The sequence below is a fragment of the Fructilactobacillus florum 8D genome (assembly GCF_000512295.1).
Lineage (GTDB): Bacteria > Bacillota > Bacilli > Lactobacillales > Lactobacillaceae > Fructilactobacillus > Fructilactobacillus florum.
Genome location: NZ_ALXG01000010.1, coordinates 25,985 through 42,365, shown reverse-complemented (window position 1 = coordinate 42,365; position 16,381 = coordinate 25,985). Strand labels below are relative to the sequence as shown.

Annotated in this window: 14 protein-coding genes; 12 read left to right on the top strand and 2 right to left on the bottom strand. The window is 45.1% G+C overall.

Annotated features, from left to right (window positions below):
* Window positions 1–40: 40 nt before the first annotated feature.
* A complete protein-coding gene (locus B808_RS00655; RefSeq protein ID WP_009166677.1) occupies window positions 41–817 on the bottom strand; it encodes a hypothetical protein in 777 nt (258 codons plus the stop codon).
* A gap of 397 nt (window positions 818–1,214) precedes the next feature.
* Between B808_RS00655 and B808_RS00650 the strand changes: the two genes are divergently transcribed.
* The 4 genes from B808_RS00650 to B808_RS00635 all read left to right on the top strand — a co-directional run bounded on the left by B808_RS00650 (window position 1,215) and on the right by B808_RS00635 (window position 5,358).
* Window positions 1,215–3,026 carry a MucBP domain-containing protein gene (locus B808_RS00650; protein WP_009166676.1) on the top strand — a complete coding sequence of 604 codons (1,812 nt, stop codon included), beginning with the start codon at window positions 1,215–1,217 and terminating at the stop codon, window positions 3,024–3,026.
* 90 nt (window positions 3,027–3,116) lie between these two features.
* Window positions 3,117–3,458, top strand: a complete 342-nt coding sequence (locus tag B808_RS00645) for a hypothetical protein (RefSeq protein ID WP_225349207.1) — start codon at window positions 3,117–3,119, stop codon at window positions 3,456–3,458.
* Window positions 3,445–4,302 (top strand): SPFH domain-containing protein, encoded by an 858-nt coding sequence (locus tag B808_RS00640; protein ID WP_009166674.1) that lies wholly within the window; start codon window positions 3,445–3,447, stop codon window positions 4,300–4,302. The genes B808_RS00645 and B808_RS00640 overlap by 14 nt, the downstream gene beginning before the upstream one ends.
* 123 nt (window positions 4,303–4,425) lie before the next feature.
* On the top strand, window positions 4,426–5,358 hold the full coding sequence (locus tag B808_RS00635) for an AEC family transporter (RefSeq protein WP_009166673.1): 933 nt from the start codon (window positions 4,426–4,428) through the stop codon (window positions 5,356–5,358).
* Window positions 5,359–5,451: 93 nt separating this feature from the next.
* Here B808_RS00635 and B808_RS00630 read toward each other — a convergent pair whose 3' ends face one another.
* On the bottom strand, window positions 5,452–5,724 hold the full coding sequence (locus tag B808_RS00630; RefSeq protein WP_009166672.1) for a hypothetical protein: 273 nt from the start codon (window positions 5,722–5,724) through the stop codon (window positions 5,452–5,454).
* A gap of 106 nt (window positions 5,725–5,830) precedes the next feature.
* Between B808_RS00630 and B808_RS00625 the strand changes: the two genes are divergently transcribed.
* The 8 genes from B808_RS00625 (at window position 5,831) to gatB (ending at window position 16,373) form a co-directional block, all read left to right on the top strand.
* The gene (locus B808_RS00625) at window positions 5,831–6,514 is read left to right on the top strand and encodes a glycoside hydrolase family 73 protein (RefSeq protein ID WP_009166671.1); all 684 of its coding nucleotides are present in this window, start codon (window positions 5,831–5,833) and stop codon (window positions 6,512–6,514) included.
* The gene (locus B808_RS00620; protein WP_009166670.1) at window positions 6,511–7,653 is read left to right on the top strand and encodes an ATP-grasp domain-containing protein; all 1,143 of its coding nucleotides are present in this window, start codon (window positions 6,511–6,513) and stop codon (window positions 7,651–7,653) included. The genes B808_RS00625 and B808_RS00620 overlap by 4 nt, the downstream gene beginning before the upstream one ends.
* Window positions 7,654–7,726: 73 nt before the next feature.
* On the top strand, window positions 7,727–9,988 hold the full coding sequence (gene pcrA / locus B808_RS00615; protein WP_035421295.1) for a DNA helicase PcrA: 2,262 nt from the start codon (window positions 7,727–7,729) through the stop codon (window positions 9,986–9,988).
* A gap of 10 nt (window positions 9,989–9,998) precedes the next feature.
* Window positions 9,999–12,026 carry an NAD-dependent DNA ligase LigA gene (gene ligA, locus B808_RS00610; RefSeq protein WP_009166668.1) on the top strand — a complete coding sequence of 676 codons (2,028 nt, stop codon included), beginning with the start codon at window positions 9,999–10,001 and terminating at the stop codon, window positions 12,024–12,026.
* Window positions 12,027–12,038: 12 nt separating this feature from the next.
* Window positions 12,039–13,157, top strand: coding sequence for a CamS family sex pheromone protein (locus B808_RS00605; RefSeq protein WP_009166667.1), 1,119 nt, complete (start codon window positions 12,039–12,041; stop codon window positions 13,155–13,157).
* 26 nt (window positions 13,158–13,183) lie between these two features.
* Window positions 13,184–13,489 carry an Asp-tRNA(Asn)/Glu-tRNA(Gln) amidotransferase subunit GatC gene (gatC, locus tag B808_RS00600; RefSeq protein WP_009166666.1) on the top strand — a complete coding sequence of 102 codons (306 nt, stop codon included), beginning with the start codon at window positions 13,184–13,186 and terminating at the stop codon, window positions 13,487–13,489.
* Between the two features lie 2 nt (window positions 13,490–13,491).
* A complete protein-coding gene (gene gatA, locus B808_RS00595; protein ID WP_009166665.1) occupies window positions 13,492–14,952 on the top strand; it encodes an Asp-tRNA(Asn)/Glu-tRNA(Gln) amidotransferase subunit GatA in 1,461 nt (486 codons plus the stop codon).
* Window positions 14,952–16,373 carry an Asp-tRNA(Asn)/Glu-tRNA(Gln) amidotransferase subunit GatB gene (gatB, locus tag B808_RS00590; protein ID WP_035421291.1) on the top strand — a complete coding sequence of 474 codons (1,422 nt, stop codon included), beginning with the start codon at window positions 14,952–14,954 and terminating at the stop codon, window positions 16,371–16,373. The genes gatA and gatB overlap by 1 nt, the downstream gene beginning before the upstream one ends.
* Window positions 16,374–16,381: the final 8 nt, after the last annotated feature.

The window sequence follows — 16,381 nt, the reverse complement described above, 5'->3', positions numbered from 1 at the left end:
ACATTCATAACGAATGTAGCTACTGCTTTTGTATTATAGATTAATAGTAATCATGATCATCGTAATCATCGTAAGGATTATAATCATCAAACCGATTGTAATAATAGCCATGATAGCGATGGTCACCAATCCAATATCCAAACCAAGGAGTTGCCCAAGCAAAGAGTCCTTGGAATAAGATAAACAAGCAAATTAAAACGAGCCAACCACCATAGTAAAGGACAAAGGGTAGTGACCATATGAGGAGTCCAATGGTCACTAGATTATTGAGTAATCTGATGGTTGCTGACGTTCGCCAAGGATTATATTTTGAATGCAAGAACCAAATTCCAAAGATGACGAACGGAAAGATTTTAAAATTCATTCCTAACATGTGATTTTTGATAAATTTTATCGCCATCACGTAATATTCACCGTTGGGACCACCGGAAATAATATTGAAAAATTTACCGAAGTCTATTCTAGAGATCACGGAATAGAGAAATAATACTAAATATCCAATCCAAAGGATCTCTTTCAAGTTTTTCTTCTTTTTTTGGGGGGATGGTTCTTCTAATTTAGTTGTGTTATTAGTCGCTCTATTGGTACTTTCTTGCTGATTAGTAGTATCTGGCGTAGGTTGGTCATTGATCATTTTTACGTTGAAATCAGGGTTTTGTTCGGCAATTTGCTTGATTTCTTGATATTCTTCCGGAGTAACTTCAAAGTTTCCTCCCTTTAAAATCGTTTCTAGTGAAACTTGTTTGGTGGAATATTGCTTTTGGGGTGAATCGTTGCTGGTTTTAATTGAAATGGTTTGCTTTGGTGTTTGTGACATGGTTCAACTTCCTTTAAGTGATCGATATGTAAAAGTTAATTCGTTTTGATGATACTCAAATACTAACATGTTAGTATGTTAAAATAAATTGTTAGAATATTATCTATCGATTTTTAGGAGTATTAAAATGAGCAAGATAATCTGAAAATTTTTGACAAGATAAAATAAGATTATCGATTTTATTTAAGCATTCGTTCTTGATGTGGACGGATGCTTTTTTAAGTGAAGTGGTTTGATTTATAAAACTTTGAAACCATTAATTGACCACTATGCTTGTGGATTGCTCCTAAGTTGATATGAAAGTCTTTACTCGAAACTTGATTTACTTTACACTTAAAGTATTATCTTAAGATATTAATTATAAATTAGTTGTAGGCGATTAAATGGAGATTTTTTTATGCAAAACAAACCAAATTTGAAATTGAGCCTTATTATCGGAATTTTGTTAGCAGTTACGGGAATCATTGGACAACCACTGGTTGTACAGGCCAATCAAGTTGTAGCTCAAAACGCAAGTGAAATTACCGATCAGACTCCCATGACAGCCGTCGTACCTGATCAAACCTTCCAACAAATTTTAGCTGAGCGTCTTGATAAACCAGTTGAAGCGGTAACGGTTGGTGATTTAGCCACGATTAGCTACCTCGAAATCCCAATTTGGGGAGGAAAAATTAAACAATTGCCCCAAAATTTTGAAGGGATTCAGTATTTAAATCATTTAAATCGACTAAATATTGCTGCTGCTTTGGCTTCTGACGGAGCTCCCGATGACATTGATTTGAGTAAGATAGCTGACATTCCTAGTTTACAGAATTTAGAAATTTCAGGTATTTTCGTACCTAGTGAACGCATGCCGGACTTTTCTAAGCTAACTAATTTAGATACGTTGGCGCTTTACCAATTAATTACGGCTGCACCTGGATACGAATATCAAAAAATCGATAATCAAATTTTTGAGAAAATGATGGGTTTACCCAATCTGACATCGCTAACCATCGAGGGTACCAATATTGATTCGATTGCAGCGCTTCCAGCTATCAAGGCTAGTTCTCCACTGACCAAGCTGGATCTGTCGGAAAATAAAATCTCTGATTTTTCTCCACTGGGCACTATGAACCTACAAGGGATGGATATTGATATTAGTCTACAGAAATGGGGAAGTCGCTACTATGAGATTCCCAGATCGTCTTTACATTATGATCAGCAAACCCATCTGCTAACTATTCCGGCTGATCAATTGCGCGGGATTGGGACGCTTTTTAATGGAGAAAAATCTTGGATGGGCAAGCTTGCATATGATTTAGGAAGTCTTGACATTAGCGGAGAACTTAAAGAAACGGATGATGGTTGGCAAACTGATCAACCGCTTACTCAATCACAGTTTTCCCAGCTGTCATCTTTGAGTGTTAGGTTTAACGGAAATCTTGATTTGCCGACCCCACCTGGCGTTAATAGTTTTCAGCAGGGAAATAATATTTTTGCAAATTATATTACAATTGAACCAGATGCCGGGCAGCCAGTAACCGTGTATTATCGGGACGAAAACGGCGATGATTTGGCTCCAGCGGAAACTTTAACTGGATCAGTGGGTCAGAATTATCAAACGACTGCTAAGGAATTTCCTGATTATCAACTAAAAAAGGTTGCGGGAAATACAACCGGTCAGTTTAGTGAGCAACCCCAAACCGTGACGTATGTTTATACGAAGCAGCAGGCTGACCAGGGAACGGTTACCGTGAAGTATCAGGATGCTCACGGGCAAGACTTATTACCACCACTGACACTTACTGGTCAGGTGGGAACTGACTATCAGACAACTGCTTGCGAGATTCCGAATTATAAATTGCGGACGGTGCAGGGTTCGCAGCTGGGTAAATTTACTAGTGACGAGCAAACCATCATTTATCAATATGAGCAACTGGCAAGCGATCCTTTCAAACCAGAACCAACGCCAACGCCAACAGATGAGCCTGGTAATCAGAAACCAGGGCTTTTGCAGGTTCCTGAATCATTATTAGAAACAATCGATAATTCCTTAACGGAGGTTTCAACAAAAAAACATCCCCAGCAGACTCGGGCACCCCGGCGAACTAAACATTGGTGGCGATTACCACAAACCGGGGCAGCCCCAGTAACTATCGTCGTAGGATTAGTTGGAATAGTTATGCTTGTCGGTGTTACTGGACTCTGGTGGCGCAATCGGAAATAAAGATCGTGAGATACTGGATTGCTAGTTGTGTTAGGCTCCAAAACTTGTTAAGATAAACTCATGATTACATTTTAGAATTTGTTAAGGAATATGATGAAAAAGCAAGCAGTTACTATTAATTTAGCTCCAGAAGAGATGCATACGTTGACTTTGCTTGCCAGTGCCAAGGGAATCTCGGTAGCAACTGAGATTGAGTCCATCATTGCGCAGCATTTTGCCCGCCCGCCACTCATTGGGATGCCAGATTTGGTGGGCACCGAGGTGCAAGGGAGCGCGCTTCAACCCGATGGGCTAGTTAAATTAAACGGAGTACTATATTTCTATCAACTGGTCGGCACTAAAAGGATAGCTCAACAGAGCTATGTCGTTGCTGAAGTTTCCGAACAAAAAGTTTATCTTGTCACTAAAGGAGAATATCATGCTGGGAATTAAGATTGTTCAACAAAACAACGTTGGTTTGGTTACATTTTTAGGGAAATATTCGCGCCAGTTCGAAAGCGGGTTGCACTTTTACATTCCGTTTTTTGAAAGGGTACGCACCATTAGTTTACAGTCACAACCTTTAGCCCTACCGGTACAAACGGGGATTACTCGTGATAATGCCAGCATCAGCATTCAGGTCACGCTAAACTACCGGATTACGAATGCAGAACGGTACACCTTTGGAAATAGTAATTCGATCCAATCAATGGCCTATCAGGTAAGTGGAACATTGCGAGATATTATCGGTAGTATGGATTTAGACGAAGTTTTAAATTCAACGGATAAAATTAACAACCAGTTGATGCAAAATATCGGTGATTTAACTAACACCTATGGAGTCATGGTGGAGCGGGTTCAAATCGGCGATCTTACCCCTTCAAAAGGGGTTAGTGAGGCCATGGAGAACCAGATCACGGCTTCTAAGAACAAGCAGGCAACGATTTCGGCCGCCCAAGGAGATGCTGAACAAGTTCGGTTAAGTACCGAAGCTAAAAATGCGGCAAAAATTGCAACGGCTAAGGCCGATAAGCAACAGACGGAGATTCATGCAGACGCGCAAGCATATGCCACGAAGATCCAAGCCGATGCGCAGGGGTACCAGATTGACAAGTTGCAAACAGCCTTGGCGAGTGCTGATCCGAAGTACTTTAACGCACAGTCGATTGAAGCGATCAAGCAAGCCGGTCAGCAAGGTAACCTAATTATTGTCCCCAATCAAGACAACGCTGAGTATGGGCAACTAGCAACTTTTAGTAAGTTGTTGCACGAACAGCCAGCACCCAAAAAGAAATAGTTTTTGCAGATTTTAGCAGGCATGCCTCGGCATGCTTTTTTTATTGGAAAAATTTTCGCCACCACTTGCCAAAATCAGCTATGATGAACTTAATGTAATTTTAGTGTAGAAAGGAAGATGTTAGTGAACATTACGCAGCTTGCCAACCAAATTATCATCTTGTTTGGACTAATGTTTGTTGGTTTCTTAATTGGGCGGCTTAATTTGATGAAGCCACAGACGTCCCGTGACTTGACCTCTATCTTGATTGAAATTGTTTCTCCATGTCTGATCATAGTTGCCTTTCAAGCACCATATTCAGCGAGTCGGCTACGGCAATTTTTCCTGGCCTTTGTAGCAGTTATCATCCTGTATGGAGCAGAAATGATCATATCGCACGCGCTGTTTTGCAAGGTGGGAAATGCGAATTTGCGACTGATTGCCCAGTATGGGAGCATCTTTTCCAATGCCGGTTTTATGGGAATTCCGTTAATTCAAGCGCTATTTGGTCCCGTTGGTGTGTTTTATGCGGTGGTGGCGTTGGCAGCCTTTAATCTCTTTAACTGGACCTACGGGGTCGCCATGTTTCAGCCAGCGGACCATCTGCACCCCGGGATTGACTGGCGTCAAGTTTGTCTAAATCCCAACAATCTAGCAATTTTGCTAGGACTGGTTTTCTTCTTTCTGCAAATTAAAATAACCGGCCCATTGGGGAGTGTCCTAGGCTACGTTAGCTCCCTTAATACGCCGCTTGCCATGCTAGTGATTGGGAATAGTCTGGCACATGTCAAGTTGCATCGGACGCTATTTAATTGGTCCCTCGGACTAAGTTTGCTGTTGCGCAATTTGCTTTATCCTTTGTTAGCGCTCGGATTATTTCGATTGGTGGGGTTATCGGGAACAGCACTAAATACTAGTGTAGTTATGGCAGCCTGCCCCGTCGCCGGATTAGTCGTACTGTTTTCACTACAAGCCCGCCACGACCCAGCTCCCGCAATTGCACTAATGAGCTGTTCGACCATCTTGTGCCTGGTGACGATTCCGTTGGTGTTTTTCATAAATAATTTTATTATTTAGTTGTTTATGGTAATCGGTCTAGCAGGATGATTTGACCACCTATAAAAAATAAGCCCTTGTCGTTATTCGTAGACAAGGACTTATTGAAATTATTTATTCGGCGGCATCATGCTCGTCAGTTGCTGGTTGCTTTGGATGTGGCGCAGCCTTGATCATGGTGAGATCTTTCCAATTCACGATCGTTTTATTATGGTAGCTATCAATGATATCAGCATCATCAGTCTCAAAAGTTACGAGAAAGGCATTTTTATATGCTTTTTCAATCAGACCAGTAAAGGTTTCCTTTTGGAGCTCAAAGCTGACTTCGTCGCCAATTCCAAAGGGCGATTTTTCAGTTTCGGTTAGTTCATCATTCTTTTTTGGCAAAATTATACGCCTCCCTTTCATTTCCGTTGGTTGGAATCTAACTAATGTTAATTCTACACTATTTTGTAGTACAATTTAACCATATCGAATGCAACCGAGGTTTGTTGTGGCAAATAAAAAAAGAAGGCGTCCCCGCCAACGGCGTAGACGACCGAGCTCTAAAAAGAATATTGTACAAACCGGGCAGTTAACCAGTTATGGACTGCTTTTTTTGCTCATCTTGTTGATTGGGGCGGCACTCGCTGTTTTTAATTATGCGCGTGAACCAGACGTGCCAACGTATCGTAATGAAAATACGAGTCGCCAGCACCGGGAGTTTATTAATAAGCTCCTGCCTGAAACAATGCGAGTTAAACAAACTTATAACATTTTACCAAGCATTACGTTGGCTCAAGCGATTTTAGAATCAGATTGGGGCCAAAGTGAACTGGCAGCTAAATACTATAATTTATTTGGGGTTAAGGCGGAGCCAGATCAACCCAACGTTGAGTTGCAAACGACGGAGTTTACGAATGGAACCCCGAGTCTCGTGAAGGGGCGGTTTCGTGTCTATCAAAACTGGGATGAATCGATTGCAGCGCACGCTAAATTGTTAGCCTACGGCACGGATTGGAATCGGGAACAGTATAAAAATGTGGTCCAGACGGATGACTATCAAGCAGCAGCTCTGGCGTTGAGCCAGTCTGGTTATGCGACGGATCCTAGTTATTCGCAAAAGATCATTAACATTATTCAGAAATATCATTTGGATCAATATGATCAAATGGCGATGAAGGAGAAAACACGATGACGGCGGTTTTGAAACCAGGAGATACGATTGGAATTTTGGGTGACGAGTTTAGCAGTACCCAGCTCATTAACTGTGCTCGTGATGCCGGGTTACGCATCGTTACCTACAGTACAAAGAGTAATAGTCAGATTCGGCGTCAAGCTGATGTGGCTTTGGTCGGTGGTTGGGATGACCGCGACCAGTTACGCCGCTTTGGTGAGGCGTGTCAGGTGGTGACCTACGTCTCTGATGAACTTAGTGCTGCGATGGTTGATTATTTGCGCCAGTTTACGATTGTTCCGCAGGGGAATGATTTGTTAAGTATTGTGCAGGACCGAGGCCTACAACATGCCTTTTTTGACCAGTTGAATGTTAATAGTGTTCCCTATGAGACGGTTGTTGATGAACATGACATGCAAGTAGCGGCGGCATCTTTGGGATTTCCGGCCGTTTTGAAGCCCATCGTCCGCATGACCCGCACGGATCCGTTCTTTATCTTGCATCAAAGTTCGGATATCCAGTTGGCTTCGCAGTACTTTCAAGCTGGCAGTTTTGTAATGGAATCTGTCGTTCCATTTCAACAGTCTCTCGCAGTAATCGCAACGAAAGATCAGCAAGGGGAGATTCAACAATTTCCGCCCGTTGTGATTAAGACCTTTGCCCAGGGACAGCGTACTATTTATACTGTTATGGACGACGTTGAAGCCGAGTTAGTCGCAGAAATGCAGCGCATCACAAAGGAAATCGGGCAACACGTTGACTATGTTGGCACCTATGAGATTAATTTTGGCTACACCGCCACCGGGACGCTGTATGTTTGTGGGGTTGAGACAACCGTATCCAACACCGGATATTTGTTTGATTTAGCGATGAATATTAATGAATACCGCCAACATCTTCGCGCCATTTCCGGGTTGCCAATTTCACCCGTAAAAAAATATCGTGATGTGATTATGCAGACGTTCACGCGCCGTCAGGTTCCCCTGGTCTTGGAGTTGCGGGAGCAGCATCCAGACTGGCAATTTATTTTTTCTTACCGCCAGGCAGCGTTGTCCAACAGTTATTCAGGCTGTTTACTGATTCAGACAGCTGATTTGCAACAAGCCATGGCCGAATTAGAAGCCAGCGGGCTCGGTCCGCAAACCGCAGGAAAAAATTAAGCGACGACGATGTGGTCGTCTTTTTTTTGCTATAATTAAACTGACTAATGCGAAGCGAGAGGACGAATAAATCATGGCGGACGCCGATCTTTTAAAAAATATGAATGACAAACAACAAGAAGCGGTGCAACAGGTGACTGGTCCGTTGCTGATCATGGCCGGAGCAGGAAGTGGGAAAACCCGAGTGTTGACCCACCGAATTGCCTATTTGATCGAGGAAAAGCATGTTTTACCATGGCAGATTTTAGCGATTACTTTTACCAATAAAGCCGCTCGGGAGATGAAGGAGCGGGTTAATCAACTCTTAGAAGTTGGGGGTAATGATGTCTGGGTCTCCACTTTTCATGCCCTTGGGGTCCGCATTTTACGGCGTAACATTGAAAAATTAGGGTATCATCAGGCTTTTTCGATTGCCGGAACTAGCGAGCAGAAAACCCTAATTAAACGAATTTTGCATGACTTAGATTACGATCCCAAGAAAAATGATCCGCGCGCAATTTTGGGAGCCATTTCAAATGCTAAAAACGAATTACAGACGCCAACTGACTACCAAAGAGCGCATGACTCAGATGATCCGTTTGCCCAAGTTACGGGCGAAGTTTATCGCGAATACCAAAAACAACTACAGGCTAATGATGCCGTTGACTTTGACGATCTAATCATGTTGCCAATCCAGCTGTTTGAGCAGTTTCCCGACGTGCTTCATTACTATCAAGACAAGTTTCACTACATTCACGTTGATGAGTATCAGGATACCAACGAAGCCCAGTACCGTCTAGTGCGCATGTTAGCTGCCAAGCATCACAACATTTGCGTGGTCGGGGATGCTGACCAAAGTATTTATGGTTGGCGGGGCGCCAATATGAATAACATCCTGGACTTTGAAACTGATTATCCAGATGCGCACGTGACTCTGTTGGAGCAAAACTACCGGTCAACTAAAAAAATCCTGCAGGCAGCCAACGATGTTATCCAAAACAACGAAGAGCGCAAACCAAAAAAATTATGGACCGAGAATCAAGCCGGCGAACCCATTACGTATTATCGGGCGCAAAGTGAGCGGGATGAAATCCAGTTTGTGGTCACGCGGATTAAGGCCGAGATGGCCAAGCACCATTATTCTTACAATGACTTTGCGGTTCTCTACCGAACTAATGCGCAGTCGCGAATCGTTGAAGAAACGTTTTTGAAGGCCAGCATTCCCTACACCATGGTAGGCGGGCACCGGTTCTATGAACGCAAAGAAATCATGGATGTGTTTTCCTACCTGACCTTGATCGCCAATGGAAATGATTCCATGAGCTTTGAGCGGGTCATTAATGTTCCTAAACGGGGGATTGGCAGTACCAGTGTAGAAAAACTCCGCCAGTTTGCCACGGATCAAGCTAGCTCATTGTTGGCGGCAGCACGGAATGCAACCAACGCCAATGCGCTATCTAGTCGGGCTCGCAATGCGATTTCTGGCTTTGCTGACACCATTACCCAGCTCCAGAAAGTAGCCGAAAATGGGGACGTGACGACAATTACTGAGGCAGTGTTAGACCAGACCGGGTACCTGAAAAGCCTGAAAGCAACCGATTCACTGGAAAATGAAGCTCGGGTAGCCAACTTGGAAGAATTTCTGTCAGTCACTCAGGACTTTGACGCGCGGTACCATCCAGCTGAAAGCGAAACTGGGAACCAATTGGTTGATTTCTTAGCCGACCTTGCACTGGTTTCCGCCCAAGATGATGTGGACGAGGAAGCACAGCAGGTGACGTTAATGACGCTTCACGCCGCTAAGGGTCTCGAATTTCCCGTCGTGTTTATGATTGGGATGGAAGAAAACCTCTTCCCACTTTCGCGAGCGGCAGACGATCCAACTGAACTAGAAGAAGAACGGCGCTTAGCCTACGTGGGGATTACCCGAGCCCAGCAAAAGTTGTATCTGACCAATGCTTACGGTCGCACTTTATATGGACGAATGCAAAATAATCCAGCCTCGCGCTTTTTGGATGAAGTCAGTCCTGATCTGTTGCAAACGGATCCCGGTCAAGGAACACCTCGAGCGTCTGGACTCCGAACACCGTTTGACAGTCCCCAGAACCGGCGAACGGCTCAGGCGCTGAGTTCAACCTACCGTGGTCCGCAAACGCCACCAGCTCAGCATCAACACAGTGGTGCATCAGACACTAACTGGCAGGTTGGCGATCAGGTGACGCACAAGGCGTGGGGCACCGGGAGAGTTGTCAAAGTCAGTGGCAGTGGCGAGGATCAGGAATTAGATATTGCATTTGAAGCTAAAGGAGTGAAACGGTTGCTTGCAGCCTTTGCTCCGATTACAAAAAACAACTAAGGAGGATCATATGGAGCAGCCAGCAGTATCATCCCTAACTTTAACGACGGCGCGGGCAGAAATTGGACCGCTGCGCCAAAAGTTACGTGAATGGGGTCAGCAGTACTATGAAGCTGATCAGCCAACCGTTCCAGACGACGTTTACGATCAACAATATCGGCGATTGGTTGAAATTGAGGAACGGTTCCCAGAACTGGTGAGCCCCGATTCACCGACACAGCAAGTTGGTGGGGCCGCGGCCAGTGAGTTTACCAAGGTACAACATCGGATTCCACTGTTGTCGTTGGGGGATGTTTTTTCAGTCGATGAGCTTCATGGATTTATTGAACGGTTGCAACAAGCATATCCAGCTGATCAGGAATTTAATTGTGAACTAAAAATTGATGGTTTATCAATTTCGTTGCGTTACGAAGCGGGACGGTTAGTACAGGGATCGACGCGGGGCAACGGCTTGATTGGCGAGGATATTACTGCCAATATCATGACGATTCCTTCCATTCCACACCAATTGACGCGTCCCATCGACATTGAGGTTCGTGGAGAGTGCTACATGGGCAAAGCGGCCTTTTTAAAACTCAACGAGCGCCGGGAAACGGAGGGACAACCGACCTTTGCCAACCCCAGAAATGCAGCCGCCGGGAGTTTGCGGCAACTCGATCCGCAAGTAACCGCATCTCGGCACCTCAGCACCTTTATGTACAATGTTGCTGACTATCACGATGTCAAGGCCACGACTCAAAGTGAGCTGTTAGCCGAATTACAAGAACTGGGTTTCGCCATTAATCCTGATTATCAGGTTGCCAGTCAGCTAGCGACCATTGATGCCTATATTGCTAAAAACCAACAGCGGCGTGATGAGCTTGCCTATGGAATTGATGGAATTGTCATTAAAACCAATTCGTTGGCGCTTCAAACCGAGATTGGTCACACAGTGAAAGTACCCAAGTGGGCGATTGCCTTTAAATTTCCGCCAGAAGAGGCCCACGTTAAATTGGAGGCAATCGAGTGGACAATCGGACGCACCGGAGTAGTAACGCCCACAGCCACTTTTGCACCGGTGCAACTTGCCGGAACTCAGGTTGCCCGCGCCTCACTACACAATGCCGACTATCTGAGAAGTAAGGATTTGCGGTTAGGGGATACGGTCGTAATTTATAAAGCCGGTGATATCATCCCATCGGTGGATCGCTATCTACCAGATCAACGCCCCCAGACGGCGCGTCCAGCTGAAATTCCCACGACCTGTCCTTCTTGTGGAGCTAAATTAGTTCATTTAGATGATGAGGTGGCTTTGCGGTGCATTAATCCGAAATGTCCGGCCCAATTATCCGAACAGGTTACTCATTTTGCTTCGCGAAATGCAATGGACATTGCCGGCCTGGGTCCGAAAATTGTCGCCCAGCTTTTCGCCCATCATCTGATTGACGATGTGGCCAGTCTCTACCAGCTGCAATTTGACCAACTGGTTCAGCTTGATAAAATGGGAGAGAAGTCGGCACAAAATTTACTTCAAGCACTTGCTAATAGTCGAACTAACTCATTAGAGCGGGTTCTTTTCGGTTTAGGAATTCGGCACGTCGGCAGCAAGGCGGCGCAATTGTTAGCGGCTAGGTTTGAAACCATGACGCAACTGCAGCAGGCCACCAAGGATGAGCTTGAAGCAGTTCCGACAATTGGCGGGATTATTGCCGATAGTTTGGTAACCTACTTTGCTGACCCTAATAGTCAAACGTTGTTAGCCGAGCTAACGGCGGCTGGACTGACGATGACGTATCGCGGTCCAAAAACGAATCACAATACATTTTTTGACGGAAAAAGAGTAGTATTAACTGGAAAGCTGACCCAGCTCACGCGACCGCAAGCCACGGCTTGGATCACGGCTCATGGCGGTTCGGTCACGAGCAGTGTCTCTGCCAAAACCGATCTGGTAATCGCTGGTGAGGCTGCAGGTAGCAAACGTCAGCAAGCAGAACAACTTCAAATCCCCATTTGGGATGAGGTACGCTTTCAGCAGAAGATGCAAGCGACGGATGATTAGGAAGGTGAAGGTTTGAAACGACGAATTAGTATCTTGGCGATTGCCGCAGCGAGCACCGTTTTGTTGGTGGGATGTGGCAACCGCAACAAAATCAGTACCAACAGTGGCTCACAAAAGACTCAGTTAACTGGCAGTAATTCGAACAACGACTATCAAAGTTTGATTAAGGATGGTCATTACCAGGTTAGCAAAGCTGCTGGCATTAATGGTCAGCAGACAAGTAACCAGTTTAACCTGCAGGGTTTTCAGCGGGGATTGCTGGAGATTTCCAAACAAAATTTTTCTCCAGATAAGTATATTTTCCAAGAAGGGCAGCAATTGTCTGCGACCACGGTCCAAAACTGGGTGGGACGCAAAACTGATGATAATCCCGATGGGCTAAATCCTAACCAGCCCAAAGACAAGGTTGTGCCCGAGTACCTCCAACAGATTGAAGAACAGGATTTTCTGCAAACGGTGGATGGTAAAACCGAGCTTAAGGGGATGACCATTGGAGTTGGTTTGAATTCCGTTTACTATTACACAAAGGAAAAATACGGAGCGCAGTATTCTAAAAACCTAACCGATGCTGAAATCGAGTCTAATGGGAAAGAAATTGCTAATCAGATTTTGGCGCGCCTCCGCAAGCAAGCAGATTTAAAAAACATTCCAATTGTGGTGGCTCTGTACAAAGCGGCCCCAGATGATAGTTTGGTGGGAGGAAACTTTATTGCTTCCTCAAATAACGCACCCCAGTCTACCAAGGTCGATAATTGGAAGACGATCGATCAGAAAAACTATGTCTTTCCGATTGCGAACGGGCAAAAAGCACCAAATGACAATGATGCAGCTGCCTTTGATCAGTTTAAACAACAGGCTCAGAGTTATTTCCCTAATCTAAGTGGGGTCACAGCTCAGGCGCAGTATACCAACGGAACGTTGACTGGGATGCACGTGAACGTGACGACCCAATTCTACAGTTACACGGCAATCAACAGTTTTACCCAGTATCTGCAGACTTCGGCTCAAAAATATCTACCCCAAAATAGTCCGATTGAGATCACGGTTGGCTCAACGAACGGAATTCAAAGTTACCTGTATCGGGGGCAAGATCAAAAGAAGTTTAGTTCACACGTCTTCACTAACTACTAGCAAACATCCCGCAAGGAGGAATTGAGATGACCATGAAAGTTGACGAAGCCCGGACACAGCATATCGCTAGTCTGGCCAAACTAAAATTAACCGAAGAGGAAGTTCCTCGGTTTACCGAACAGTTAAATGACATGCTGGGCATGCTTGATGATTTAGAAAAAGTGCCGACTGACGGCGTCGAACCAACCTACATCGTGACCGACCGGTTAAACGCAATGCGAGCTGATGTAGCTGACAATTGGGATCAATCCGCTAAATTATTAAAAAATGCTCCGGAAGCAGCGGATGGTCTGATTCGCGTACCAACAATTATTGATGAAAGCGAGGATTAGTCATGAACTACTTTGAGCACGATTTAGAGAGTCTGCATCAAGAATTAGTCAGTGGACGCTTGACGGCGGAAGCATTGACCCGGCAGACGCTGGATAAAATCAAGCAGGATGATCAGCAGGTTCAGGCGTATTTGGCGCTAAATGAAGAGGCACTGGCGACTGCTAAAGAGCTCGATCAGACCGGAATCGATCCAGATTCAATTTGGTCTGGGATTCCGATTGCCATTAAAGATAACTTAGTAACCACCGAACTACCAACGACGGCCGCTTCTAAAATGCTTACTAACTTTACCTCGGTCTATGAAGCAACGGTGGTCGAGAAGTTGAAACAAGCGGGCGCGATTATCATCGGGAAAACCAATTTAGATGAATTCGCAATGGGGAGTTCGACTGAAAAATCAGCATTTCAAACCACGCATAATCCGTGGAAGTTGACGACGGCTCCTGGTGGTTCTTCAGGGGGCTCTGCTGCCACGGTTGCGGCTGGGGATGTATTAGCGAGCCTTGGTTCTGACACGGGTGGTTCGATTCGGCAACCAGCAGCCTTTACGGGAGTAGTCGGTCTGAAACCAACGTATGGTCGGGTTTCTCGCTGGGGATTGATTGCCTTTGGTTCTAGTTTTGACCAGGTTGGTCCGTTGACTAGAAGTGTTAAAGATAATGCTTACCTCTTAAATGTAATTGCGGGAGCTGACGAACACGATGCAACCTCCTCACAAACTGAGGTACCAGACTATACGGCTCAGCTGGAGCAAGGGGTTTCAGGGATGCGGATTGCCGTTTCTAAAGAATACCTACGATCCGGTGTGCAGCCCGAGGTTAAGCAAGCGGTCCAAAACGCCATCGCAACGTATCAGAAACTTGGAGCAACGGTTGATGAAGTTGATTTGCCAAATGCAAAATACGGTATCATGGCTTACTATGTGTTAGCATCTGCCGAAGCTTCCTCTAACTTAGAGCGATTTGACGGGATTCGGTATGGATTTCGGGCTGAAAATGCTCAAGATTTGGACGATGTTTATGTTAAGACTCGTTCCGAAGGTTTTGGCGATGAGGTCAAGCGCCGGATTATGTTGGGAACTTTTTCGCTTTCATCAGGTTCGTTTGACAAATACTATAAAAAAGCAGCCCAGATTCGTACCATGATTACCGATGACTTTCAGCGGGTCTTTGAAAAATATGATGTACTGATGGGAGCTACGGCTCCAACCACAGCTTTCCCATTAAATCATGAATCTCAAGATCCCACTCAGATGTACTTGAATGATAGTTTTACGATTCCGGTTAATTTGGCGGGCTTACCAGCGATGTCAATTCCCGCTGGTTTTAGCGAAGGCTTACCAATCGGGATGCAGCTGGTTGGAAAACCATTTGACGAAGCTACGCTCTACCAAGCAGCTTATGCCTTTGAACAAAACACTGATTTTCAACAAGCAACGCCACAGTTGGGAGGGCAAGAGTAATGAATTTTGAAACGACGATTGGTCTAGAAGTCCACGTGGAATTAAAAACCAAATCCAAAATTTTCAGCCCCTCACCGGTGCAATACGGTGCTGAACCAAATGAAAATACAAATGTCATTGATTGGGGGTATCCGGGAACACTGCCAACCATTAATCGTCAGGTAATTGCGAACGGGATTACCGCCGCACTGGCCTTACATGCGGAAATTGAAAAACATCCGCACTTTGATCGTAAAAACTACTTTTACCCCGATAACCCCAAGGGCTATCAGGTTACTGAAAACGATCGACCAGCCGCCACGAACGGTTGGATTGAAGTACAAACTGATCAGGGTCCGAAAAAAATCGGGATTGCAGAATTGCATGTCGAAGAGGATGCCGGGAAAAACACCCACGGGAAACGGTATTCTTACGTGGACCTGAACCGGCAAGGAACCCCGTTAATCGAAATTGTGTCAAAAGCAGAGATGAATTCTCCGCAAGAAGCCTATGATTATCTAGAGGGATTGCGGGAACGGATCCAGTTTACCGGGATTTCAGACGTGCGGATGGAAGAGGGTTCAATGCGAGTTGATTGTAATATCTCAATTCATCCGATTGGGAGTAGCACACTTGGTCAGAAAATCGAGTTAAAAAACCTAAACTCATTTAACTATGTCCGCAAAGCTCTGGCTTACGAGGAAGAGCGGCAAGCTCAGGTAATTCGTTCCGGGGGCACGATTGGCGCAGAAACGCGTCGGTTTGATGAGCTTACGGGCAAAACGTACTTGATGCGGGTTAAAGAGGGGAAGGATGATTACCGTTACTTCCCAGAACCTGATCTACCTAGCTTATCAATTAGCGACGAGTGGATTTCTGAATTACAAGAACAATTGCCAGAGATGCCAGAAAGCCGACGAGCACGTTACGTCAAAGACTTTGGTCTAACTGATTATGATGCAATGGTTCTGACGCAGACCAAGGAAATGTCTGACTTCTTTGATCGAATGATGGAACTGCAGGCCGATCCTAAGATGGCTTCTAACTACCTGCAAGGGGATGTCAATGCATATCTGAATGACCAACAGACGGTGTTGGAACGTACCAAGATTACACCGGAGGCGCTGGCCAGCATGATTAAGATGATTAGCGATCAAACAATTTCAACAAAGATGGCGAAAAAAGTCTTTAAAGCGATTACTAACGGTGAGGATCCCGCTGTTTATGTCAAAGAACATGGGCTGGTTCAGCTGTCTGATCCCGACCAATTACAGCCGATCATTGACCAAGTGTTAGCTGATAATCCGCAATCAATCGTTGACTTTCATAATGGAAAAGACCGAGCCGTCGGCTTTTTGGTGGGTCAAATTATGAAGCAAACCCATGGCAAGGCTAATCCGCAGATTGTGAATAAACTGTTGATGCAGGCGCTAAACAAGTAGGAGGCGGT